This is a genomic window from Kitasatospora sp. NPDC056800 (assembly GCF_042789775.1).
Lineage (GTDB): Bacteria > Actinomycetota > Actinomycetes > Streptomycetales > Streptomycetaceae > Kitasatospora.
Genome location: NZ_JBHUAL010000043.1, coordinates 1 through 26,516, shown reverse-complemented (window position 1 = coordinate 26,516; position 26,516 = coordinate 1). Strand labels below are relative to the sequence as shown.

General features: G+C 74.9%; 5 protein-coding genes. All 5 read left to right on the top strand.

The features are described 5' to 3' along the window. Positions 1-42 precede the first annotated feature (42 nt). Genes ACFRQN_RS12770 through ACFRQN_RS12750 form a run of 5 tightly spaced genes read left to right on the top strand, consistent with a single transcriptional unit; the run spans position 43 to position 26,480 of the window. Positions 43-23,976 (top strand): non-ribosomal peptide synthase/polyketide synthase, encoded by a 23,934-nt coding sequence (locus ACFRQN_RS12770; protein ID WP_380740185.1) that lies wholly within the window; start codon positions 43-45, stop codon positions 23,974-23,976. 3 nt (positions 23,977-23,979) lie between these two features. After that, positions 23,980-24,195: an MbtH family protein gene (locus ACFRQN_RS12765; RefSeq protein WP_074005862.1), complete on the top strand. Its 216-nt coding sequence runs from the start codon at positions 23,980-23,982 to the stop codon at positions 24,193-24,195. An 11-nt stretch (positions 24,196-24,206) separates the two neighbouring features. Continuing rightward, the gene (locus ACFRQN_RS12760; RefSeq protein ID WP_380740182.1) at positions 24,207-25,472 is read left to right on the top strand and encodes a cytochrome P450; all 1,266 of its coding nucleotides are present in this window, start codon (positions 24,207-24,209) and stop codon (positions 25,470-25,472) included. A gap of 49 nt (positions 25,473-25,521) precedes the next feature. Beyond that, the gene (locus ACFRQN_RS12755) at positions 25,522-26,271 is read left to right on the top strand and encodes an SRPBCC domain-containing protein (RefSeq protein ID WP_380740180.1); all 750 of its coding nucleotides are present in this window, start codon (positions 25,522-25,524) and stop codon (positions 26,269-26,271) included. Positions 26,272-26,279: 8 nt separating this feature from the next. Continuing rightward, on the top strand, positions 26,280-26,480 hold the full coding sequence (locus ACFRQN_RS12750) for a hypothetical protein (RefSeq protein ID WP_049649157.1): 201 nt from the start codon (positions 26,280-26,282) through the stop codon (positions 26,478-26,480). The last annotated feature ends 36 nt before the right edge of the window (positions 26,481-26,516 follow it).

Sequence of the window (26,516 nt, the reverse complement as noted above, 5' to 3'; positions counted from 1 at the left end):
TCCTGCGCGCCTGCCCGCCCACACTCTTCCGGAGGTCTTCCCATGTCCCGTCGCGACGGCGACGTCCTTCCCCTGACCGGGGCCCAGCGCGAGATCTGGCTCGCCGAACAGCGCTCCCGGACACCGATCCCCGGCTACCGCGTCGGCGAGTGCCTGGAGATCCACGGGCCGGTCGACGCCGGGCTGTTCGAGACGGCGCTGCGCCGGGTGGTCGACGAGGTCGACGCCCTGCACGTGACCTTCGTCGACGACGGCGAGGGCCCGCGCCAGGTCCTCCGCGAGACCTGGGACTGGGCACCGGCCCACCTGGACCTCAGCGAGGAGCCCGAGCCCCGTGCGGCGGCCCTGGAGTGGATGGAGCGGGACCTGCTGCGCCCGCTGGACCTCGCGCGCGACCCGCTGTTCGGGCACGCGCTGGTCAGGCTGTCGCCGACCGAGTACCTCTGGTACCTGAACTACCACCACGTGGTGCTGGACGCGATCAGCAGCTCCATGGTCCGCGGGCGGGTCGGCGAGGTGTACTCGGCGCTGGCCGACGGCTGCCCGGTGCCGCCGTCCCCGTTCGGCCCGCTGCGGGACCTGGTCGACAGCGACGCCGCCTACCGCGCGTCGGCGGACTTCACCGCCGACCGCGACTACTGGACGGAACGATTCGCCGACCGGCCGGAACCGACCCGGCTGACCCGCACGGCCCCGACCGACCCGGACCGCGCGCTCCGGCTGGCCGAGGAGCGGGAACTGCGGCGCCCGGACGCGCTGCGCGCCGCGGCGGCGAGGACCGGCGTCCGCTGGTCCCGCCTGGTGGTCGCGGCGGCGGCGCTCTACGCGCACCGGCTGACCGGAACGCGGGACGTGGTGCTCGCCCTCCCCGTCACGGCCCGCCGGTCCGCCGACCGCGACCTGACGGCGGTGCCCGGCACGATGTCCAACGTGGTGCCCCTGCGGCTGACCGTACGACCGGACATGCCGTGGGGCGACCTCGTCGCCCAGGCGGCGCGGGAGGTCGAGGCGGCCGTCGCGCACGAGCGGTACCGGAGCGAGGACCTGCTGCGGGACCTCGGGGCCCCCGGCAGCATCGGGACGGCGTTCCCGCTGATCGTCAACATCATGGCGTTCAACTCCCGGCCGACCTTCGCCGGGCACCCCGCCTCCGTGCACCACTTCGTGTCGGGGTCGACCAGCGACCTGGCCGTCTGGGTGTTCGACTACCGGGACGGCAACCCGCCGCTGCTCAGGCTGCACGGCTCGCCCGAGGCGTACGGCGCGGACGACCTCGCCGCCCACCAGCGGCGGCTGATCGCCCTGCTCGACGCCGTCGCGGACTGCGACCCGGGCGAGCCGCTGAGCCGGATCGATCTGCTCACCGCCGAGGAGCACCGCGAGGTGGCCGCCCTCGGTACCGGGCCGACGGCGGAACTCCCGGCCGAGACCCTGCCGGAGCTGTTCCGCAAGCACGCGCGGGCCACGCCGGACGCCGTCGCGGTGGTGGGGCCGGAAGCGTCGCTGACCTACGCGGAGCTGGACGCGCGGGCGAACCGTCTGGCGCACGCCCTGATCGCCCGGGGCGCCGGGCCGGAGCGGTTAGTGGCGGTGGCGCTGCCGAGGTCGGCCGAACTGGTCGTGGCGATCCTCGCGGTGCTGAAGACCGGGGCGGCCTACGTCCCGGTCGATCCCGAGTACCCCGCCGCCCGGATCGCCCACCTGCTCGACGACGCCCGCCCGGCCCTGGTGGTGACCGACACCCGCAGCGCGGGGCGGCTGCCGGGGGAGGGCTCCGTCGACCGGCTGGTCCTCGACGACCCGGCGACGGCCGACCTGGTGAACGACCAGTCGCCGGCCGACCCGATGGCGGCCGTCGACCCGGGCCACCCGGCGTACGTCATCCACACCTCCGGCTCCACCGGCCGGCCCAAGGGCGTGGCGCCGACCCACGGCGGCCTGCTCAACCTGCTCACCGACCTCCGGCAGGTCCACCTCCCGCCGGTGACGGGTGACCGGCCGCGGCGGCGGGTGGCCCTGACCACGTCGGTGTCCTTCGACGCCTCGTGGAACCAGCTGCTCGCCCTGTTCGCGGGCCACGAGCTGCACGTCCTGGACCACGAGACCTGGACCGATCCCGACGCCTTCGTCGGCTACGCGGCACGCCACGGGCTGGACTACGTCGAGGCCACCCCGTCCTACCTCCAGGTCCTGGTCGCCCACGGGCTCCTGGCCGACGGGAACCGGCGCCCGGCGCTGGTCGCGGCCGGCGGCGAGGCCGTCCCGGAGCGGCTGTGGGCGGACCTGCGGGCGGCGGACGGGGTGTCCTGCCTCAACCTCTACGGACCGTCCGAGTGCACCGTCAACCCGGTGGTCGCCTCCGTGGGGTCGAGCCCGCTCCCGGTCATCGGCCGGCCCGCCACCAACGTCCGGCTCCACGTGCTCGACGGCGCCCTGCGGCCGCTGCCGGCCGGCACGCCCGGCGAGCTGTACATCGCCGGGCCCGGCCTGGCCCGCGGCTACCTGAACCGGCCGGGCCTCACCGCCGGGCGGTTCGTCGCCGATCCGTACGGTCCGGCCGGCTCGCGCATGTACCGCACCGGCGACCTGGTGCGCTGGAACGCCGAGGGGCAGCTGGAGTTCCTCGGGCGCACCGACGACCAGGTCAAGGTCCGCGGCTTCCGGGTGGAGCTCGGCGAGGTCGAGGCCGTCCTCGCCGAGCACCCGCTGGTCGCCGGGGCCGCCGCCGTGGTGCGCACCGAGGACGAGCCCCGGCTGGTCGCCTACGCCGTCGCCGAGCCCGGCGCCACGGTCACCGACACCGCCCTGCGCGAACACCTCCGGGAGCGGCTGCCCAAGCACATGGTGCCCTCGGCCTTCGTGCTGCTGGACGCCCTGCCCCTGACGCCGAACGGCAAGCTCGACCGGCGGGCCCTCCCCGCGCCCGACCGGCAGCCCGCGGACCGGGGCCGGGCCCCGCGCACCGCGACCGAGCAGCTGCTCGCCGGGCTGTTCGCCGAGGTGCTCGGCGTACCGGAGGCCGGCGCCGACGACGACTTCTTCGACCTCGGCGGGCACTCCCTGCTGGCCACCCGGCTGGTCGCCCGGGCCCGGTCCGTGCTGGGCGTGGAGCTGGGGCTGCGCGACCTGTTCGACGCCCCGACGGTGGCGGGACTGGCCGCGGCGGTGGACGTCGCGGGCCGGGCCCGCCCGGCGCTCGGGCGGCGCGAGCGGCCCGCGGCCGTCCCGCTGTCCTTCGCGCAGCGCCGGCTGTGGTTCCTGCACCGCATGGAGGGCCCGAGCGCCACGTACAACATCCCGCTGGCGCTGCGGCTCGGCGGAACCCTCGACCAGCGGGCCCTGGACGCCGCCCTGGCGGACCTGGTCGAGCGGCACGAGAGCCTGCGCACCGTCTTCCCGGTGGTCGACGGCGTGCCGTGCCAGCGGGTCCTGGAGGCCGACGAGGCCCGGCCGCGGCTGCGGGTGACCGAGGCCGGCGGGCGCGAGCTGCCGGACCTGCTGGGAGAGGCGGCGCGGTACGGCTTCGAGCTCGCCGAGGAGCCGCCGCTGCGCGCCGAGCTCTTCCGGCTCGGCACCGAGGAGCACGTGCTGCTGCTGGTGGTGCACCACATCGCCGGTGACGGCTGGTCGGCGGGGCCGCTCCTGCGGGACCTGCGGACCGCCTACGCGGCCCGTACCGGGGGCACGAAGCCGCAGTGGTCGCCACTGCCCGTCCAGTACGCCGACTACGCCCTCTGGCAGCGGGAGCTGCTCGGCGACGGCGCCGACCCGGACAGCCTGCTCAGCGGCCAGCTCGCCTACTGGCGGGAGCGGTTGGCGGACCTGCCCGAGCAGGTGGAGCTGCCCTTCGACCGGCCCCGTCCGGCGGTGATGTCCTACCGGGGCGCCCACCTGCCGGTGCGGATCGACGCCGAGCTGCACCAGGGCCTGCGCGACCTCGCCCGCGACGGCGGCGCCAGCCTGTTCATGGTGCTCCAGGCCGGGCTGGCCGCCCTGCTCGGCAAGCTCGGCGCCGGAAGCGACGTCCCGATCGGCACCCCGATCGCCGGCCGCACCGACGAGGCCCTGGACGACCTGGTCGGCTTCTTCGTCAACACCCTGGTGCTGCGCACCGACCTCTCCGGAGACCCGTCCTTCACCGAACTGCTGGGCCGGGTGCGCTCCGACGCGCTGGCCGCGTACGCCCACCAGGACCTGCCGTTCGAGCACCTGGTGGAGGCGCTGAACCCGACCCGGACCCTGGCGCACCACCCGCTGTTCCAGACCATGCTCGCCCTGCAGAACGCGCCGCTCGACACCGTCGACCTGCCCGGACTGCGGGTGACGACCGACCTGGTGCACACCGGGACGGCCAAGTGCGACCTGACCTTCGTCCTGGCCGAACAGCCCGAGGGCCTCTCGGGCGTCCTGGAGTACAGCACCGACCTGTTCGACGAGGCCACCGCGGCCGGCATCGTCGACCGGTGGCTGCGGCTGCTGCGCGCCGTCGTCGCCGACCCGGGCCGACGGATCGGCCGGGTGGACGTGCTGTCCGCCGAAGAGCTCCGCGCGCTGCTCCCGGCCCGTACCGAGGAGGCCGCGCCGGAAGGCAGCCTGACCGCGCTCTTCGAGCGGCAGGTCCGGACCTACCCGGCCGCCGTCGCCCTCACGGACGGTGAAGCAACCTTCTCCTACGGCGAGTTGAACGCCCGCGCCAACCGGCTCGCGCACGCGCTGATCGAGCGGGGCGTGTGCCCGGAGCAGCTGGTGGCCCTGGCCCTGCCGCGCTCGGCGGACCTGGTCGTGGCCGTCCTCGCGGTGCTCAAGGCCGGCGGCGCCTACGTGCCGGTGGACCCGACGTATCCGGCGGCCCGGATCTCCTACCTGCTCCAGGACACCCGGCCCGCGCTGCTCGTCACCACGAGTGGTGTCGGCGAGCTGCCGGGGGCGGACCACCTGGACCGGCTGCTGCTGGACTCCGCCGACCTGGACGGGCGGCCGGACACCGACCCGGGGGTCGCCGTCGACCCCGGCCACGCCGCCTACGTCATCCACACCTCCGGCTCCACCGGCAACCCCAAGGGCGTCGTGGTCCCGCACCGCAACGTGGTGCGCCTGTTCCGGACGACGGAGGAGCTGTTCGGCTTCACCGCCGAGGACGTCTGGACGCTCTTCCACTCCTACGCCTTCGACTTCTCCGTCTGGGAGCTGTGGGGCCCGCTGCTGCACGGCGGCCGCCTCGTGGTCGTGGACCACGAGACCAGCCGCTCGCCCGGCCGGTTCCTGGAACTCCTCGCCCGCGAGCGGGTGACCGTCCTCAACCAGACGCCGTCCGCCTTCTACCAGCTGATGCAGGCGGACGCCGAGCAGCCGCGTGAACTCGCCCTGCGCACCGTGGTGTTCGGCGGCGAGGCACTGGAGCACGCCCGGCTGGCGAGCTGGTACGAGCGGCACCCGGAGGACGCGCCGCGGCTGGTCAACATGTACGGCATCACCGAGACCACCGTGCACGTCACCCACGCCGCGCTCGACCGGTCCGGCACCGGCGCCGGCGGGATCGGCGCGGCCCTCCCGGACCTGCGGACGTACGTGCTCGACGACGGCCTGCGGCCGGTGGCCCCGGGCGTGCCCGGCGAGCTGTACGTCGCGGGCCCCGGCCTGGCGCGCGGCTACCTGAACCGGCCCGGCCTCACCGCCGGACGGTTCGTGGCGGACCCGTTCGGACCGGCGGGCAGCCGGATGTACCGCAGCGGCGACGTGGTGCGCCGCGCGGCCGACGGCGGCCTGAGCTACGTCGGCCGGGCCGACCAGCAGGTGAAGGTGCGCGGCTTCCGGATCGAGCTCGGCGAGATCGAGGCGGCGCTGGCCGCGCACCCCGGCGTCGGCCAGGTCGCCGTCCTCGCCCGGCAGGACCGCGCCGACGACACCCGGCTGGTCGCCTACCTGGTGCCGGCCCCGGGCGCCGAACCGCGCCCGGCCGAGCTGCGCGAGCACCTCTCCGAGCGGCTGCCGGAGCACATGGTGCCCTCGGCGTTCGTCGTGCTGGACGCGCTGCCGCTGACCGCCAACGGCAAGCTGGACCACCGGGCCCTGCCCGCCCCCGACCTCGCCCCGGCCACCACCGGCCGTGCCCCGCGCACCCCGCAGGAGCAGGTGCTCTGCGAGCTGTTCGCCGAGGTCCTGGGCGTGGCGTCGGCCGGCGTCGAGGACGGCTTCTTCGACCTGGGCGGGCACTCCCTGCTCGCCACCCGTCTGGCCGCCCGGATCCGCGCGACGCTCGGCGTGGAGATGCCGCTGCGCACCCTGTTCGAGGCGCCGACCCCGGCCGGCCTGGCCGCCGCCCTGGTGGCGGCCGGACCGGCGCAGACCGCCCTGGTGCGGCGCGAGCGCCCCGAGGCGGTCCCGCTGTCCTTCGCGCAGCGGCGGCTCTGGTTCCTGCACCAGCTGGAGGGCGCCGGCGCGAACTACCACATCGCGCTGGCCTGGCGGCTGTCCGGGGAGCTGGACCGGCGGGCCCTGGAGGCCGCCCTCGCGGACGTGGTCGGACGGCACGAGAGCCTGCGGACCGTCTTCCCGGCCGTCGACGGCGTCCCGCACCAGCGGGTGCTGGACGTCGTGGCGGCCCGCCCGCGGCTGCTCGTGAGCCGAGCCACGGAGGCCGGGCTGCCCACCCTGATGGCGGCGGCGAAGGACCGGCCGTTCGACCTGGCGGCCGACGCGCCGCTGCGGGTCGAGCTGTTCGAACTGGCGCCGGACGAGCACGTGTTCCAGCTGGTGCTCCACCACATCGCGGGTGACGGCTGGTCGCTGGGCCCGCTCACGCAGGACCTGACCGCCGCCTACGCGGCGCGCCGCCGCGGCGAGGCACCGCGGTGGGAGGGCCTGCCGGTCCAGTACGCCGACTACACCCTGTGGCAGCACGAGCTGCTCGGCGACTCCACCGACCCGGACAGTCCGTTCGCCCGCCAGGCGGCCTACTGGACAGGGCAGTTGGCCGGCCTCCCGGAGCGGATCCAGCTGCCCGCCGACCGGCCCCGCCCTGCCGTCGCCTCGCACCGGGGCGGCTTCGTGCACGCCGGACTGGACGCCGAACTGCACCGTGCGCTGCGCGCGCTCGCCCGCGAGCACGGCACCAGTCTCTTCATGGTCCTCCAGGCCGGCCTGGCGGCGCTGTTGGGCAAGCTCGGCGCGGGCGAGGACATCCCGGTCGGCAGCCCGGTCGCGGGCCGGACCGACCAGGCGCTGGACGAGCTGGTCGGCTACTTCGTCAACACCCTGGTCTTCCGCACCGACACCTCGGGCGATCCGACCTTCGCCGAACTGCTGGACCGGGTCCGGGACACCTCGCTGGCCGGGTACGCCCACCAGGACCTGCCGTTCGAGCACCTGGTCGAGGCCCTCAACCCGGTGCGCTCGCTGGCGCACCACCCGCTGTTCCAGGTCATGCTGGTGCTGCAGAACGCGCCCCGGGCCGACTTCGCGCCGCCCGGGCTGCACGTCGACGACATGCCGTTGACGACGACCACCGCCAAGCTCGACCTGATCTTCACCCTGTCCGAGCGGCAGGCGCCGGACGGTTCCCCGGAGGGGATCGACGGGCTCGTCGAGTACGCCGGCGACCTCTACGACCCGGCCACCGTCGAGACCATGTTCGGGCGTCTGGAGCGGCTGCTCCGCGCCGTGGTCGCCGACCCGCGGCGGCGGCTCAGCCGGTACGGCCTGCTCTCCGCCGAGGAGCACGGCGACCTGGCGGCCCTGGGCACCGGACCGGAGGTGGAGCTCCCGGCCGCGAGCGTGCCGGAGCTGTTCCGGGCGCAGGTGCGGGCGACGCCGGACCAGGTGGCGCTGGTGAGCGGGGACGTCTCGCTGACGTACGAGGAGCTGGACGCGCGGGCGAACCGGCTGGCGCACGCCCTGATCGCGCGGGGCGCGAGGCCGGAGCGCCTGGTGGCGGTCGCCCTGCCGAGGTCGGCCGAACTGGTCGTGGCGATCCTCGCCGTGCTGCGGACCGGGGCGGCCTACGTGCCGGTCGATCCCGAGTACCCGGCCGCGCGGATAGGGCACATGCTGGACGACGCAGGCCCGGTCCTGGTGGTGACCGACGCCCGGACCCGGGACGGGCTGCCGGAGGCCGGTCCGGCCGGGTGGCTGGTGCTCGACGACCCGGCGACGGCCGCCCTGGTGGCCGACTGCCCGGCGACGGACCCGCTGGTCGCCATCGACCCGGGGCACCCGGCCTACGTGATCTACACCTCCGGTTCCACCGGCAGGCCCAAGGGCGTGTTGTCGACCCACGGCGGCCTGCTCAACCTCTTCGTCAGCCAGCGTCCGCTGCTGTTCCCCCGGGGGACGAAGGAGCGGCTGCGCATCGGGCTGACCACCTCGGTGTCGTTCGACGCCTCCTGCGACCAGCTGTCCAGCCTGTACGCGGGCCACGAACTGCACGTCCTGGACGAGGCGACCTGGTCCGACCCGGACGCCTTCGTCGACTACGTCAGGCGCGCCGGGCTGGACTACGTCAACGCCACCCCGTCCTACCTGCACGAGCTCGTCGCCCGGGGGCTCCTGGACGACCCGGAGCGCCGTCCCTCGGTGGTCTCGATGGGCGGGGAGGCCGTTCCGGACCGACTGTGGGAGCGGCTGCGGGCCGTCGAGGGCGTGTCCTGCCTGAACTACTACGGGCCGTCCGAATGCACGGTGGACGCCGTCGTCGCACCGCTGGGATCGAGTCCGCGCCCGGTGATCGGCCGGCCGCTCGGGGGCCTCCGGCTGTACGTCCTCGACAGCACGCTGCGCCCGGTGCCCGCCGGCGTGGCGGGCGAGCTGTACCTCGCCGGGGCGGGCCTGGCCCGTGGCTACCTGAACCGGCCGGGCCTCACCGCCGGACGCTTCGTGGCGGACCCGTTCGGTCCGAGCGGCACGCGCATGTACCGCACCGGCGACCTGGTCCGCTGGGGCGCCGACCGGAACATGGAGTTCCTCGGGCGGACCGACGACCAGGTGAAGGTGCGCGGCTTCCGGATCGAACTCGGCGAGGTCGAGGCGGCGTTGGCGGAGCACCCGCAGGTCGCCCAGGTCGCCGTGACCGTCCGGGAGGACCGGGCCGGGGACGCGCGGCTGGTCGCCTACCCGGTGGCCGTCACCGGGGCGGAACTCCGGCCGGAGGAGCTGCGGGCGCACCTGCGCGAGCGACTGCCGGAGTACATGGTCCCGACCGCCTTCGTGCCCCTGGGGAGCCTGCCGCTGACCGCCACCGGCAAGCTGGACCGGCGCGCGCTGCCCGCACCCGTCCACACCGCGTCGGGGACCGGAAGGGCCCCGCGCACCCCGCAGGAGCAGGTCCTCGCGGAGCTGTTCGCCGAGATGCTGGGCGTGGCCGAGGTCGGGGCCGACGACGACTTCTTCGACCTCGGCGGGCACTCCCTGCTCGCCACCCGGCTGGTCGCCCGGGCGCGGGCCGCCCTCGGGGTGGAACTGGAGCTGCGTGCCCTCTTCGAGACGCCGACGGTGGCCGGGCTGGCCGCCGGGCTCGGCGGGGCCGGCCGGGCCCGGCTCGCCCTGGAACGGGCGGAGCGGCCCGCGCTGGTGCCGCTGTCGTCCGCCCAGCGGAGGCTGTGGTTCCTGCGCCAGCTGGAGGGCGCCGACTCCGTCTACAACATGCCGCTCGCGTGGCGGCTCTCGGGACCGCTGGACCTGGCGGCCCTGGAGGCGGCGCTGGGCGACGTCAGTGCCCGGCACGAGACCCTGCGCACCGTCTTCCCGGCCGTGGACGGGGTTCCGCACCAGCAGGTGCTGCCCGCCGGAGCGGCACGCCCGACGCTGTCGGTCACCCCGGTCGACGAACCGGCCCTGCCGGAACGGCTGGCGGCGGCAGCGGCGCGCGGATTCGACCTCGCGGCCGAACCGCCGCTGCGCGCCGAGGTGTTCGAGCTCTCGGCGGAGGAGCACGTGCTGCTCCTGGTGATGCACCACATCGCCGGTGACGGCTGGTCGCTGGGCCCGCTGGCGGCCGACCTGGCCACCGCGTACGCCGCCCGCCGCCGGGGCGAGGAGCCGCGGTGGGCGCCGCTGCCCGTGCAGTACGCCGACTACACGCTCTGGCAGCGCGACCTGCTCGGCGACGCGGCGGACCCGGACAGCCTGTTCGCCCGCCAGGCGGACCACTGGACGCGGACACTGGCCGGCCTGCCGGAGCAGCTCCGGCTCCCCGCCGACCGCCACCGCCCCGCGACCCCCTCGTACGCCGGCGGACACCTCGACGTCGAACTGGACGCCGAACTGCACGCCGGACTGGTCCGGCTGGGCCGGGAGCACGGCGCCAGCGTCTACATGGTGCTGCAGGCCGCCCTGGCCTCGCTGCTGGACAAGCTCGGCGCGGGCGACGACATCCCGGTCGGCAGCCTGATCGCCGGCCGGACCGACCAGGCGCTGGACGACCTCGTCGGCTTCTTCGTCAACACCCTGGTGCTGCGCACCGACACCAGCGGTGACCCGACCTTCGCCGAGCTGCTCGGCCGGGTCCGGGAGGGCGCGCTCGGCGCGTACGCCCACCAGGACCTGCCGTTCGAGCACGTCGTCGAGGCCCTCAACCCGGCCCGGTCGCTCGCCCGGCAGCCGCTGTTCCAGGTGCTGCTCGCGCTGCAGAACGTGCCCCGCACCGAGTTCGCGCTGGACGGTCTGGACTCCGAGATCCTCCTGGTGCGCACGCCTACCGCGATGTTCGACCTCGGCTTCCACCTGCTGGAGCACGGTGGCACCGGCGGGCCGGCCGAGGGCATCGCCGGGCGGGTCGAGTACAGCACCGACCTGTTCGACCACGCCACGGTGGAGACGCTGCTCGCCCGGTGGCTGCGGCTGCTGGCGGCGGTGGTCGCCGAGCCGGACCGGCCGCTGAGCCGGATCGACGTCATCACCGCCGAGGAGCGGCACGAGCTGCTGGTCGCCCGCAACGACACCGCCCGCCCGGTGCCCGTCGAGAGCCTGCCCGCGCTGTTCGAGGCGCGGGTCCGGGCGACCCCGGAGGCCCCGGCCGTGGTGTTCGAGTCCACCGTGCTGACCTACGGCGAGCTGAACGCCCGGGCCAACCGGCTGGCCCACGCGCTGATCGCGCGGGGCGTCGGGCCGGAGCGGACCGTCGCCCTGCGGCTGCCGCGCTCGGCCGAGCTGGTGGTCGCCGTCCTCGCCGTGCTCAAGACGGGCGCGGCGTACCTGCCGGTCGACCCGGACTACCCGGCCGCCCGCATCGCGTACATGCTGGAGGACACCCGGCCGGCCGTCGTGCTCGACGACCTCGCGGCCGTCACACCGGACGGGGACCACCCGGAGACCGACCCCGTCGTCACCGTGGACGCACGGCACCCGGCCTACGTCATCTACACCTCGGGCTCCACCGGCCGGCCCAAGGCCGTGGTGATGCCCGCCGCCGGGCTGCTGAACCTGCTGGAGTGGCACCACGAGGCCGTCGGTGGCGAACCCGGCACGCGCACCGCGCAGTTCACCGCGATCAGCTTCGACGTCTCGGTGCAGGAGGTGCTCTCCGCCCTGCTGTACGGCAAGACCCTGGTGGTGCCGACGGAGGAGCAGCGCCGCAGCGCCGAGCTGTTCGCCCACTGGCTGGACCGGCACGAGGTCGAGGAGCTGTTCGCGCCCAACCTGGTGGTCGAGGCGCTCGCCGAGGCCGCCGAGGAGGCCGGGCTGGAGCTGCCGCACCTGCGGCTGGTCGCCCAGGCCGGTGAGGCGATGCGCCTGAGCGGTGCGGTGCGCCGCTTCCAGGGCCGTCGGCCCGGCCGGGTGCTGCACAACCACTACGGCCCCGCCGAGACCCATGTGATCACCGCCTACCCGCTGCCGGCCGACCCGGCGGACTGCCCGCTGCCGGTGCCGATCGGCCGTCCGATCGCCAACTGCCGCGTCTACGTGCTGGATTCGGCCCTGCGTCCGGTCGCCCCCGGGGTGCTGGGCGAGCTGTACCTGGCCGGGGCGGGCCTGGCCCGGGGCTATCTGAACCGGCCCGGGCTCACCGCCGGACGCTTCGTCGCCGACCCGTACGGTCCGGCGGGCAGCCGGATGTACCGCACCGGCGACCTGGTCCGCTGGCGGGCCGACGGGGAGCTCGAGTTCGCCGGCCGGGTCGACCACCAGGTGAAGGTCCGCGGCTTCCGGGTCGAACCCGGCGAGATCGAGGCCGAGCTGACCGCCCACCCGGGCGTCGCCCAGGTCGCGGTGCTCGCCCGGGAGGACCGGATCGTCGCGTACGTCGTCCCGGCGGCCGGGAGCGGGGCGACCGCGGCGGCGCTGACGGCGTACCTGCGCGGCCGGGTGCCGGACTACCTGGTGCCGTCCGCGTTCATGCTGCTCGACGCGCTGCCGCTGACGCCGAACGGAAAGCTGGACCGGGCGGCGCTGCCCGCGCCCGAGGCCACGGCCAGGGAGACGGGCCGGGCGCCGCGCACGCCGCAGGAGCAGATCCTGTGCGAGCTGTTCGCCGAGGTGCTGGGCCTCGCCCGGGTCGGGGTCGACGAGGACTTCTTCGCGCTGGGCGGGCACTCGCTGCTCGCCACCCGGCTGGTATCCCGGGTCCGGGCGACCCTCGGGGTCGAGCTGGAGCTGCGCAGCCTGTTCCGGACCCCGACACCCGCCGGGCTGGCCGCCGGGCTGCACGACGCCGGCACCGCGCGGCAGGCCCTGGTGCCCCGGCCGCGCCGGGAGGAACCGCTGCCGCTGTCCTTCGCCCAGCGCCGGCTCTGGTTCCTCCAGCAGTTCGGGGCGCCCAGCGCCACGTACCACATGCCGCTGGCCCTGCGGCTGTCCGGACGCCTCGACCGGGCCGCGCTGAGCGCCGCGCTCGCCGACGTGGTGGCCCGGCACGAGACCCTGCGCACGGTGTTCCCGCAGACCGCCGGAATCCCGTTCCAGCGGGTGCTGGACAGCACCGAGGCCGCCGTCCCGCTGACCGTCCGAGCGGCCGGCGAGGCGGAGGTGCCCGCGCTGCTGCGCGAGGCCGCGGTGCGCGGCTTCGACCTGACCTCGGAAGTGCCGCTGCGGGCCGAGCTGTTCGCGGTCGCGCCGGACGAGCACGTGCTGCTGCTGGTGATGCACCACATCGTCGGGGACGGCTGGTCCATGGGCCCGCTGGCCCGTGACCTGGCCACCGCCTACACCACCCGCCAGGGCGGCGGGGCGCCGGACTGGCCGCCGCTGCCGGTCACGTACGGCGACTACACCCTGTGGCAGCACGAGATCCTCGGCGACGAGCACGACGCCGACAGCCTGTTCGCCCGCCAGGTCGCCTACTGGAAGGAGGCGCTGGCCGGGCTGCCCGAGCAGCTCCCGCTGCCCGCGGACCGGCCGCGCCCGGCCGCCATGTCGTACGGCGGCGACCTGCTGGAGGTCCGGCTCGACGCCGAACTGCACGCGGCACTCGTGGAGTTGGCGCGACGCTCGGGCGCGACCCTGTTCATGGTGCTGCAGGCCGCGCTGGCGGCGCTGTACACGCGGCTGGGCGCGGGCACGGACATCCCGATCGGCTCGCCGATCGCGGGCCGGACCGACGAGGCGCTCGACGAGCTGGTCGGGTTCTTCATCAACACCCTGGTGCTGCGGACGGACACCAGCGGCGATCCGAGCTTCACCGAACTGCTCGGCCGGGTCCGGGAGACGGCGCTGTCGGCGTACGCGCACCAGGACGTGCCGTTCGAGCACCTGGTGGAGGCGCTGAACCCGTCCCGCTCGCTCTCCCACCACCCGCTGTACCAGACCGGGCTGGTCGTGCAGAACGCGCCGGGCGGCGACTTCGAGCTGCCGGGCGTCCGGGTCTCCGGGGTGAACGTCCTCACCGGGACAGCGCGGCTCGACCTGACCTTCGGGTTCGCGGAGGAGCACGGGCCCGACGGCGCGCCGGCCGGGCTCAGCGGTGCGGTCGAGTACAGCACCGACCTGTTCGACCGCTCAACGGTCGAGGCCCTGGTCGCCCGCTGGACCAGGCTGCTGACCGCGGTGGCCGCCGCACCCGAGCAGCCGATCGGCGGGATCGACCTGCTGTCGGCCGAGGAGCGGCACGAGCTGCTGCCCGCTGTCGACGGCGGGGCGGCCGGGGCGAGCCTGCCGGAGCTGTTCGCGGCGCGGGTGGCGGCGGCGCCGGACGCGGTCGCGCTGGTCTGCGGCGAGGCCGAGCTGACGTACCGGGAGCTGGACGCCCGGGCGAACCGGTTCGCTCACGCGCTGATCGCGCGGGGGGTGGGCCCGGAGCAGCTGGTGGCGGTGGCGCTGCCGCGCTCGGTGGAGTCGGTGGTGGCGGTCCTCGGCGTGCTGAAGGCCGGAGCGGCGTACCTGCCGGTGGACCCGGCGTACCCGCGGGCGCGGATCGACTTCATGCTGGCGGACGCCCGTCCGGTGCTGGTGGTCGACGACCCCGCGATGGTGGCCGAGGGCGACGGGCCGGAGACCGACCCGGAGGTCGTTCTCGACGTCCGGCACCCGGCCTACGTGATCTACACCTCGGGCTCGACCGGCCGCCCCAAGGGCGTCGTGGTCAGCCACGGCGGTGTGGCGGGCCTGGCGGCGGCGCAGGTCGAGCGCCTCGGCGTCGGGCCGGGCAGCCGGGTGCTGCAGTTCGCCTCGCCCAGCTTCGACGCGTCGTTCTGGGACGTCTGCAGCGCCCTGCTCAGCGGCGCCGCCCTCGTCCTGGCCTCGGCTGACGCGCCGCTGGAGTCGCTGACGGACCGCCGGCTCGGCGTCACCCATGTGACCCTGCCGCCCTCGGCCCTGGCGGCCGTGGACGGCGCCGAGGTCACGGCCGGCACCCTGGTGGTGGCGGGGGAGGCGTGCCCGCCGGAGCTGGTGGCGCGCTGGGCGCCTGGCCGTCGGATGATCAACGCGTACGGCCCGACGGAGACCACGGTCTGCGCGACGATGAGCGACCCGCTGGTGCCGGGAGCGGGTGCGCCGCCGATCGGCCGTGCGGTCGCGGGCTTCCGGGTCTACGTGCTGGACTCCCGGCTGCGCCTGGTGCCGCCGGGTGTGCAGGGGGAGTTGTACGTCGCCGGTGCGGGTCTGGCCCGGGGCTACCTGGACCGGTCGGGCCTGACGGCCGGGCGGTTCGTGGCCTGCCCGTTCGAGCCGGGGGAGCGGATGTACCGCACCGGAGACCTGGTGCTTCGGCGCGCCGACGGGGAGTTGGAGTACGTCGGCCGCGCCGACGACCAGGTGAAGGTGCGCGGCTTCCGGATCGAACTCGGCGAGATCGAGGCGGCCCTGGCCGGGCACCCCGCCGTCGCGCAGTCGGCGGTCCTGGCCCGGGAGGAGCGCCTCGTCGGCTACGTGGTTCCGAGGCCCGGCGTTTCCGCCCGTCCGGCGGAGCTGGCGGCGCACCTGCGCGAGCGCCTGCCGGACTACCTGGTCCCGTCCGCGTTCGTGCTGCTGGAGGCGCTGCCGCTGACGCCGAACGGGAAGCTGGACCGGGCGGCGCTGCCCGCGCCCGAGTCCGTGCCCACGGCGGCGGGCCGGGCGCCGCGCACCCCGCAGGAGCAGATCCTCTGCGAGCTGTTCGCCGAGGTGCTGGGCCGGCCCCAGGTCGGGGTCGACGAGGACTTCTTCGACCTCGGCGGGCACTCCCTGCTCGCCACCCGGCTGGCCGCCAGGGTGCGCTCGGTGCTCGGCGTGGAGCTGGGGCTGCGCACGCTGTTCCAGACGTCCACGGTGGCGGGCCTGGCCGGGGCGCTGGCCGAGGCAGGCAGTGCACGCCCGACGCTGGCCGTACGGGAGCGGCCGGAGGCCGTACCGCTGTCCTTCGCCCAGCGCCGGCTCTGGTTCCTGCACCGCATGGACGGCGCGGCCGCGACGTACCACATCCCGCTGGCCCTCCAGCTGACCGGGACGCTCGACCGGGCGGCGCTGGACGAGGCGCTGGCCGACGTGGCGGCCCGGCACGAGAGCCTGCGGACGGTGTTCCCGGAGGTGGACGGCGTCCCGTGCCAGCGGGTCCTGGACCCGGCCGAGGCCCGGCCCCGGGCCGGGCTGACCGAGGTCCCGCAGGACGAACTGCACGGCCGGCTCGCCGAGTTCGCCCGGCGGCCCTTCGACCTGGCGGCGGAGCCGCCGCTGCGGGCGGAGCTGTTCGCGGTCGCGCCGGACGAGCACGTGCTGTTGCTGGTGATGCACCACATCGCCGGTGACGGCTGGTCCACCGGCCCGCTGGCCCGCGACCTCGCCGAGGCGTACGCCGCCCGGAGCGCGGGCCGCGCGCCGGGCTGGTCGGAGCTGCCGGTGCAGTACGCCGACTACACGCTCTGGCAGCGCGACCTGCTCGGCGACGCCGCCGACCCGCAGAGCCGGTTCGCCGAGCAGCTCGACTACTGGAAGCGCCAGCTGTCCGACCTGCCGGAGCTGCTCCAGCTGCCCGCCGACCGGCCGCGGCCGGCCGTCGCCGGCTGGCACGGGGACCACGTCGGCCTGGAGCTGAGCCCCGAACTGCACGCCGCGCTGACCGAGTTGGCGCGGACCACCGGCACCAGCCTGTTCATGGTGCTGCAGGCGGCGCTGGCGGCGCTGTACACGCGGCTCGGCGCGGGTACGGACATCCCGATCGGTTCGCCGATCGCGGGTCGTACCGACGAGGCGCTGGACGAGCTGGTCGGGTTCTTCGTGAACACGCTGGTGCTGCGGACGGACACCAGTGGTGATCCGAGCTTCACCGAACTGCTCGGGCGGGTGCGGGAGGCGGCGCTGTCGGCGTACGCCCACCAGGACGTGCCGTTCGAGCACCTGGTGGAGGTGCTGAACCCGTCCCGGTCGCTGTCGCACCACCCGCTGTTCCAGACCATCCTGGCCGTGCAGAACGCCCCGATGGGCCGGTTCTCGCTGCCGGGCCTGGAGGTGGCCACCTACGCGGTGGCCACCGGAACGGCCAAGTTCGACCTCGGGGTGAGCCTCGTCGAGCAGTTCGGTCCGGACGGGAGCCCGGCCGGGATCGTCGGCGCGGCGGAGTACGCCACCGACCTGTTCGACCGCTCGACGGTCGAGGCCCTGGTACGGCGCTGGACGCTCCTGCTGGAGGCCGTCACCGCCGACCCGGACCGGTCGATCGGCGCGGTCGACCTCCTCGACGGCGAGGAGCGGCACCGGCTGCTGGAGCGGGGCAACGCGACCGCCCGTGAGGTGGCCGCCGTACCGGTGCCGGAGGCGTTCGCGGCGCAGGTGTCGGCGACGCCGGACGCGGTCGCCCTCGTCCGGGGCGACATCGAGCTGACGTACCGTCAATTGAACGCCCGGGCCAACAGGTTCGCTCACGCGCTGATCGCCCAGGGGGTGGGGCCTGAGCAGCTGGTGGCGGTGGCCCTGCCGCGCTCGGTGGAAGCCGTGGTCGCCGTCCTGGGCGTCCTGAAGGCCGGGGCGGCGTACCTGCCGGTGGATCCGGCGTACCCGCGGGCGCGGATCGACTTCATGCTGGCGGACGCCCGCCCGGCGCTGCTGGTCGACGACCCCGCCATGGTGGCCGGGGGCGACGGGCCGGAGACCGACCCGGAGGTCGCCCTCGACGTCCGGCACCCGGCGTACGTGATCTACACCTCGGGTTCGACCGGCCGCCCCAAGGGCGTCGTGGTCCCCCACGGCGGTGTGGCGAGCCTGGTCGCGGCCCAGATCGAGCGGTTCGCGATCGACCCCGATAGCCGGGTGCTCCAGTTCGCCTCGCCGAGCTTCGACGCCTCGGTGTCGGAGATCTACACCGCGCTGTTGTGCGGTGCGGCCCTGGTGCTGCCCCCGGCGGCGGACCCGGTCGTGGCGCTGGCCGACCCGGGCCTCGCGGTCACCCATGTGACCGTGCCCCCGTCCGTCCTGGCGGCCGTGCCGGAGGGTTCGGTGGCGGTGTCGACGCTGGTGGTGGCGGGGGAGGCGTGCCCGCCGGAGCTGGTGGCGCGCTGGGCGCCGGGCCGGCGAATGATCAACGCGTACGGTCCGACGGAGACGACGGTCTGCGCGACCATGAGCGACCCGCTGTCCCCGGGGTCGGGCGTGCCGCCGATCGGCCGGCCGATCGCCAACGCCCGGGTGTACGTGCTGGACGACCGGCTGCGGCCGGTGCCGCCCGGCGTGCCCGGCGAGCTGTACGTCGCGGGCGCGGGCCTGGCGCGCGGGTACCTGGACCGCCCGGGGATGACGGCGGGCCGGTTCGTGGCCTGCCCGTTCGAGCCGGGGGAGCGGATGTACCGCACCGGCGACCTGGTCCGCTGGCTCGGTGACGGGCAGTTGGAGTACGTCGGCCGGGCCGACGAGCAGGTGAAGGTGCGCGGCTTCCGGGTCGAGCCCGGCGAGGTCGAGGCGGTGCTGGCCGAGCACCCCGCCGTCGCCCGGGCCGCCGTCCTCGCCCAGGACGACCGGCTCATCGGCTACGTCGTTACCCGCCAGGAGGAGGCCCGCGACAGCGCCCTGGAAGCGGACCACGTGGGCGAGTGGCAGGACATCTACGACGCCCTGCCGATCGTTCCCGAGGAGGCCGGCTTCGGCCAGAACTTCGTGGGCTGGAACAGCAGTTACGACGCCAGCCCGATCCCGGTCGAGCAGATGCGGGAATGGCGGGACGCGACCGTCTCGCGGATCCTGGCCCTGCGCCCCCGCCGGGTGCTGGAGGTCGGCGTCGGAACCGGTCTGCTGCTCTCGCAGGTCGCACCGCACTGCGAGACGTACTTCGCGACCGACTTCTCCGCCACCGCGATCGACGCGCTGGCCGCCCAGGTGGCCGGCCAGGAGGAGCTGGCCGGCCGGGTCGTCCTGCACACCCGCCCGGCGCACGACACCGAGGGCCTGCCCGTCGGGGAGTTCGACACCATCGTGATCAACTCGGTGGTGCAGTACTTCCCGTCCGCCGACTACCTCGCCGACGTGATCGCGAAGCTGATGGGGCTGCTCGCCCCCGGCGGCGCGCTCTTCGTCGGCGACGTCCGCAATCTGCGGCTGCTCCGTCCGCTGGCCACCGCCGTCCAGCTCCACCGGGTCGGCGAAGGTGCGGACCTCACGTCGGTGCGTCGCACGGTGGAGCAGGCCCTGCGGGTGGAGAAGGAGCTGCTGGTCGACCCGGACTTCTTCACCGCCCTGCGGGAGCACGGCACCGACATCGGCACGGCGGTCGTCGAGGTCAAGCGCGGCCGCCACCACAACGAGCTGACCCGCTACCGCTACGACGTGACGCTGCACAAGTCGCCGGTCACCCCGGCGGCCCCGGAGCGGTCCGTCGAACTGGCCTGGGGCCGGCAGGTCGCCGGACCGGCCGAACTACGCGAGCTGCTCGCCCAGTCGCCCCTCGGAGCGCTGCGGATCACCGGGGTGCCGAACCGCCGGGTGATGCGGGAGGCCGCACTGGCCCGGGCGGTGCAGAACGGGGACGGCTCGCTCGCCGAGCTGCTGCACCGGCTGCACGCCCCGGAGGACGCCGATCTGCCCGACCCGGAGGACTTCCACGCCCTCGGCTCGGAGTTCGGCCGCTCGACGGCCGTCACCTGGTCGGCCACCGCGGCGGACGCCGTGGACGTCGTCTTCACCGACCCCCGCGCGCTCCACGGCTCCCCGGTCGAGGCGTACCGGCCGGCCCGGGCCACGGGTGCGCAGCTGTCCTCGCTGACCAACCGCCCGACCGGCAACCGGGGCACCAGCGCCCTCCTGGGTGAACTCCGCGACTGGCTGCGGGACCGGCTGCCCGACTACCTGGTCCCCTCGGCGTTCGTGGCGCTGGAGGCGCTGCCCCTGACGGCCAACGGCAAGCTCGACCGCCGTGCTCTGCCCGCCCCCGACCTCGGCCCGGTCGCGGTCGGACGGGCGCCGCGCACCCCGCAGGAGCAGCTCCTCGCCGAGCTGTTCGCCGAGGTGCTCGGCCTGGCACAGGTCGGCGTCGACGACGGCTTCTTCGACCTGGGCGGGCACTCCCTGCTGGCGACCCGCCTGGCCTCCCGGGTCCGGGCGACCCTCGGCGCGGAGCTGGAGGTCCGGACGCTGTTCGAGACCCCCACCGTGGCCGGGCTGGCCGCCCGCCTGGACGGCTCCGGAGCGGCGCGGCCCGCGCTGACCGCCCAGGCCCGCCCCGACCGGGTGCCGCTCTCCTTCGCCCAGCGCCGTCTCTGGTTCCTGCACCGGATGGACGGGCCGAGCGCCACCTACAACATGCCGCTCGCGCTCAGCCTGACCGGCGAGCTGGACCGCCCGGCCCTGCACGCCGCGCTCGCGGACGTGGTGGCCCGGCACGAGAGCCTGCGGACGGTGTTCCGTGAGACGGACGGCGTGCCGTACCAGGTCGTGCTGAGCGCCGAGCAGGCGCGCCCCGCACTGCCGGTGGTGGAGATCGACGAGAGCGCCCTGGCCGGGCGCCTGGCGGAGACGGCCGGGTGCGGCTTCGACCTGGCCGCGGAGCCGCCGGTCCGGGCGGAGCTGTACGCCCTCGCCCCCGACCGGCACGCCCTGCTGGTCGTGGTGCACCACATCGCCGCCGACGGCTGGTCGATGGGCCCGCTCTCCGGTGACCTCGCCGCGGCCTACGCGGCCCGCTGCCGCGGCGAGGCCCCGCAGTGGTCCCCGCTGCCGGTGCAGTACGCCGACTACAGCGCCTGGCAGCGCGACCTGCTCGGCGACGCCGCCGACCCGGACAGCCTGTTCGCCCGGCAACTGGCCTACTGGAAGGAGGAGCTGGCCGGCGTCCCGCAGCAACTTCAGCTGCCCGCCGACCGGCCGCGGCCGCCGGTGGCCTCCCAGCGCGGCGACGGGGTCGCGGTCCGGCTCGACGCCGAACTGCACCAGGCCCTGCGGGACCTGGCCGCCGCGCGCGGCGCCAGCATGTTCATGGTGCTCCAGGCCGGACTCGCGGCCCTGCTCACCCGGCTCGGCGCCGGCACCGACATCCCGGTCGGCAGCCCGATCGCAGGCCGGACCGACCAGGCGCTGGACGAGCTGGTCGGGTTCTTCGTCAACACCCTGGTGCTGCGCACCGACACCGGCGGCGACCCGTCCTTCGCCGAACTGCTCGGCCGGGTCCGGCAGAAGGCGCTCGGCGCGTACGACCACCAGGACGTGCCGTTCGAGTACCTGGTCGAGGTGGTCAACCCGGCGCGGTCGCTGGCCCACCACCCGCTGTTCCAGATCATGCTGGCCCTGCAGAACGCGCCGGTCGGCGAGTTCGCGCTGCCGGGGCTGGAGACCGGCCACCTGGCGGCGCCGACCGGCACCTCCCGGGTCGACCTGACCTTCAGCCTGGCCGAGCGGTTCGGCCCGGACGGCGCCCCCGACGGCCTGGTCGGCGCGGTGGAGTACGCCACCGACCTGTTCGACGCGCCCACCGTGGAGCTGCTGTTCGAGCGCCTGGCCCGGCTGCTGCGCGCGGCGGTCGCCGACCCGGACCGGCCGATCAGCCGGATCGACATCATGCCCGCCGAGGAACGCCGCCGACTGCTCGCCGGGTCCACCGGCGTCGCGGCCGAGCTGCCGGAGGCCGCGGTGCCGGAGCTGTTCGCCCGCCAGGTGCGGGCCACCCCGGAGGCGGTCGCGGTCGTCGCGGGCGGCACCGAGCTGACCTACGCGCAGCTCGACCAGCGGGCCGCCCGCCTGGCGCGGGCGCTGATCCGCCAGGGCGTACGGCCGGAGACGCCGGTCGCGGTCATGCTGGACCGCTCGGCGGAGCTGGTCGTGGCGATCCTGGCGATCATCAAGGCCGGCGGCGCCTACGTGCCGCTCGACCCGCGCTTCCCCTCCTCCCGGGTCGACCTGATCCTGCGGGAGAGCGGGGCCGCCCTGGTGCTCACCCGGGAGGTGCTCACCGCACTGGAGCGGTCCGCGGACGCCGATCCGTCCGACGTCGAGGTCCCCTGTGCGCCGGAGCAGTTGGCGTACATCATGTACACCTCCGGCTCGACCGGCCGGCCGAAGGGGGTGGCCGTCACCCACCGCGACGTGGTGGGCCTCGCGCTCACCCCCGAGTGGCGGGGCGGCGGACACGCGCGGGTGCTGATGCACTCCCCGACGGCCTTCGACCTCTCCACCTACGAGCTGTGGGTGCCGCTGCTCAACGGCGGCCGGGTCGTGGTGGCGCCGCCGGAGCAGCTCGACCTCGACCTGCTCCAGCACACCATCACCGCGCACGGGGTGACCGGACTGTGGCTCACGGCCGGACTGTTCCGCCTGGTCGCCGAGGAGCGCCCGGGCCTGCTCGCCGGGGTGCGCGAGGTGTGGACTGGCGGCGACGTGGTCTCCCCGGCCGCCGTCGCCCGGGTGCGGGAGGCCTGCCCCGGCATCGAGGTGGTCAACGGCTACGGGCCCACCGAGGCCACCACCCTGGCCACCCGGCACCCGGTGGACGACCTCCCCGAACACGCCGCGACCGTGCCGATCGGCCGGCCGATGGCGAACATGCGCGCCTACGTGCTCGACGAGCGGCTGCGCCCGGCGCCGACCGGCATGGTCGGCGAGCTGTACCTCGCGGGGACGGGCGTGGCCCGGGGCTACCTCGGACGGGCCGGCCTGACGGCGGAGCGCTTCACCGCCGATCCGTACGGGCCGTCCGGCAGCCGGATGTACCGCACCGGCGACCTCGCCTCCTGGCGGACCGACGGCACGCTGGACTTCGCCGGCCGCGCCGACCACCAGGTCAAGCTGCGCGGCCTGCGGATCGAGCCCGGCGAGATCGAGGCCGTCCTGGCGGGCTGCCCGGGCGTCGCCCAGGCGGCCGTCGTCGCCCGCGAGGACCGGCCGGGGGACAAGCGGCTGGTCGCCTACCTGGTGCCCGCCCCGGAGGGGGCGCCCGAGACGGGCGAGCTGTCCGGCCGGCTGCGCCGCGACCTGCCCGACTACATGGTGCCGGCGGCGTTCGTCACCGTGGACGCGCTGCCGCTGACCGCCAACGGCAAGCTCGACCGGGCCGCCCTGCCGGCCCCCGAGTACGGGTCCTCGACCGCCGGGCGCGGCCCCCGGACGCCGCAGGAGCAGTTGCTGTGCGGCCTCGTCGCCGAGGTCCTCGGCCGGGAGCAGGTGGGCATCGACGACAACTTCTTCGACCTGGGCGGGCACTCGCTGCTGGCCGCCCGGCTGGCCTCCCGGGTCCGCGAGACCCTCGGCCTGGAGCTGGGCCTGCGGATGCTGTTCGAGGCGCCGACCGTGGCCGGTCTCACCGAGCGGCTGGTCATGGACAATCCCGAGGACGCGTTGGACGTGGTGCTGCCGCTGCGCTCGACCGGGACCGGGACGCCGCTGTTCTGCGTCCACCCCGGCGGCGGCATCAGCTGGTCGTACAGCGGACTGCTGAACCACCTCGGCCCGCAGCACCCGGTCTACGCCATCCAGGCGCGCGGCCTCGGCCGGCCCGAACCCCTGCCGACGTCCTACGAGGAGATGGCGGCGGACTACGCCGACCAGATCCAGAAGATCCAGCCGGAGGGCCCGTACCTGCTGCTCGGCTGGTCCGCCGGCGGGCTGATCGCCCACGCGCTCGCCTGCGAGCTGCAGTCGCGCGGCGAACGGACCGCACTGCTGGCGATCCTCGACGCCTACCCGGTGAAGGAGGTGCGGTTCGAGGTGGCTCCGGTGCCCACCGTGCGGGACGTGCTCGTCGGCGTGCTCGACGTCGACCCGGACGAGCTGGGCGACCGGGAGATCACCTACGCCGAGGTCGCCGAGGTGCTGAACCGGCGGGGCAGCGCGCTGGCCGGCCTGACCGAGCGGCAGGTCGAGGTGATCGTCGAGATCATGATCAACAACTCGAAGCTGGCGGTCGACTTCGTCCCCGGCGGCTTCGACGGGGACCTGCTGCTGTTCAACTCCACGATCGACCGCGCCGAGGACAACGCCGGGCCCGAGACCTGGCGCCCCTACGTCACCGGCCGGATCGAGTCCCACGAGATCACCACCCGGCACGACCGGATGACCCAGGCCGGCTCGCTGGCCCAGATCGGACCGGTCCTGGCCGCCAGGATCACCGAGGCCGTCGGCGACACCGACGGCACCACCACCCTTTCCCACCAGGAGGACTGACCCATGACCAACCCCTTCGACGACCAGGACGGCACCTTCCTCGTGCTCGTCAACGAGGAGAACCAGCACTCGCTCTGGCCCCAGTTCGCCGACGTCCCCGACGGCTGGACCGTCGTCCACGGCCCCGACACCAACGCCGCCTGCCTGGAGTACGTCGAGAAGTCCTGGACCGACATGCGGCCCAGGAGCCTCGCCGACGCCATGGACACCCGGAAGTAGCGCGGCCCGTAGTGAACCCGACCGACACCACGGACGAGGCCCGCCCCGCGGCGGGCCTCGCCCCGGCCCACGACCCCGTCCCGTCCCACGACTTCGCCGCGGACCTGCTCACCCCCGAGGCCCGGCGGGACCCGTACCCCCTCTACGCCCGCATGCGGCGCGAGAGCCCCGTCCACCGCAGCGACCAGGGCATCTGGTACCTCACCCGGTACGCCGACATCGAGGCGGCCCTGGGCGACCTGCGGCTGTCCAACGACCGCGACCGGATGACCCGGGCCTACAGCGCGCTCGGCGGCGACCTGAAGGCCCTGAGCCGGCTCACCGACCGGCTCGGCCGGGTGATGACCAACACCGATCCGCCGGACCACAGCCGGCTGCGCAAGCTGGCCAACCGGGCCTTCACCGCCCGCCGGGTCGAAGCGCTGCGCGACGGCGTCCAGGGCATCGTCGACCGCCTCGTCGACGAGGCGGTCGCGGTCGGGCGGAGCATGGACCTGATCGAGGCCGTCGCCGCCCCGCTGCCGATGTCCGTCGTCTGCGAGCTCTTCGGCATCCCGGAGGAGGACCGGCCGCGGGTCAAGGGCTGGTTCCGCCGATTCGGCCGGCTCACCGAGGACATCGACAAGTCCGAGGCGGCGATCGACCAGTACGAGGAGTACCTGTCCGGGCTCATCCGGGAGCGCCGGCGCGAGCCGGGCGACGACCTGATCAGCGCCCTGGTCGCCACCCAGGCGCAGGACGAGCGGCTCACCGACTCCGAACTGCTGTCCACCTGCTTCGTCCTGATCACCGCCGGCGACGAGACCACCGCCAACCTGATCAACAACGGCGTGCTGGCCCTGCTGCGCCACCCGGACCAACTGGCCCGGCTGCGCGCGGATCCGGGTCTGATCCGCGGCGCCGTCGAGGAGCTCGCTCGCTACGACACGGTGACCCAGGCGATCGTCCGGGTCGTCGCGGAGGACCTGGAGATCGGCGGACGGACGCTGCGCGAGGGCGAACTGGCGTACCTGTTCCTCGCCGCGGCCAACCGCGACCCGGACCGCTTCGAGGACCCCGACCGGCTCGACCTCACCCGCCCCGGCAACCGGCACCTGACCTTCGGCCACGGCCCGCACTTCTGCCTCGGCGGCCCGCTGGCCAAGCTCCAGGCCGAGGTGGCGATCGGCACGCTGGTGCGCCGGCTGCCCGGGCTTCGGCTGGCCGACGAGGCGGCGCTGGACTGGCGGCCCAACCCGCTGCAACGGCGGCTGAGCGCCCTCCCGGTCACCTACTGACCATGAACGACGACCACTGACCATGAACGACGACGAAGGAGTACCGACCATGGCCCGAGAGTTCGAGGTCCGCCGGGAACAGGACCTGCCCGCCACGCCCGAACAGGTCTGGGACGCGGTCGCCACCGGCGCCGGCAACCTCGGCTGGCTGTATCCGATGGAGGTCGAGCCGCGCGTCGGCGGGAAGGCCAGCCGGGGCGACTCCACCGTCGTGGCGTGGGAGCCGCCGCGGCGGTTCGCCGTCCGGGCGACCCAGGACGGCGGGTTCTCCAACACGCTCAGCTACCACATCGAGCCCGCCGACGGCGGAACGAGCCACCTGCGGATGGGCATCCACTGGGTGCACACGGGCGTCGTCGACGAGGCCTGGATGTGGGACGCCAAGTCGGACGCGGCCGAGAAGCACGTCGACTTCTACCAGCACGGCCTCGCCGAGTACCTGCGGCACTTCGCCGGCCGCCCCGCCGTCTACGTCAGGGCCCCGCGGCCCGAACCCACCGCCGACCCGGCCGACTTCGCCGCCCTGCGGCTGCGCCTGGGCCTCGCCGCCGACGCGGCCGTCGGCGACCGCCTGCGGTTCGACGTCCCCGGTGCGGACGGCGGCCCGGAGGAGGTGGTCGTGGACTGGCTCAGCCCCGACTTCGTCGGCCTGCGCGGCCCGGACGCGCTCTACCGGTTCTTCAACGGCAGCACCTGGAACGTGCCGATCTGGCTCGGCCACCACCTGTTCGCCGAGGACGCCGACGAGCAGCGGGCCACCGCGGCGTGGACCGCCTGGCTCAACGACACCCAAGCCTAGGAACCCCGATGGAAACCTCCACCAGGACACTGCTCTTCGCCGCCGAACTCGTCGAGGAGAACGGCACGTACACGCTGCTCGTCGAGGACGTGCGAACCGGCAGCGTCGAGACCACCCCGGTCCCCAAGGCCATGGTCGACAAGCTCCCGACCTTCCTCTCGGCGCTCGCCGCCAAGCTCAACCCTCCGGCGCCGCGCCGCCGTTGGTAGCCCTTCTCGCACCGTGAGGCCGGTGCCGTCCGGGAG

What these genes read in the sequence shown, in the direction of transcription:
- ACFRQN_RS12750 (WP_049649157.1), top strand. Translation starts at nt 26,280, where the DNA reads ATGGAAACCTCCACCAGGACACTGCTCTTCGCCGCCGAACTCGTCGAG.
- ACFRQN_RS12770 (WP_380740185.1), top strand. Translation starts at nt 43, where the DNA reads ATGTCCCGTCGCGACGGCGACGTCCTTCCCCTGACCGGGGCCCAGCGC.
- ACFRQN_RS12765 (WP_074005862.1), top strand. Translation starts at nt 23,980, where the DNA reads ATGACCAACCCCTTCGACGACCAGGACGGCACCTTCCTCGTGCTCGTC.
- ACFRQN_RS12755 (WP_380740180.1), top strand. Translation starts at nt 25,522, where the DNA reads ATGGCCCGAGAGTTCGAGGTCCGCCGGGAACAGGACCTGCCCGCCACG.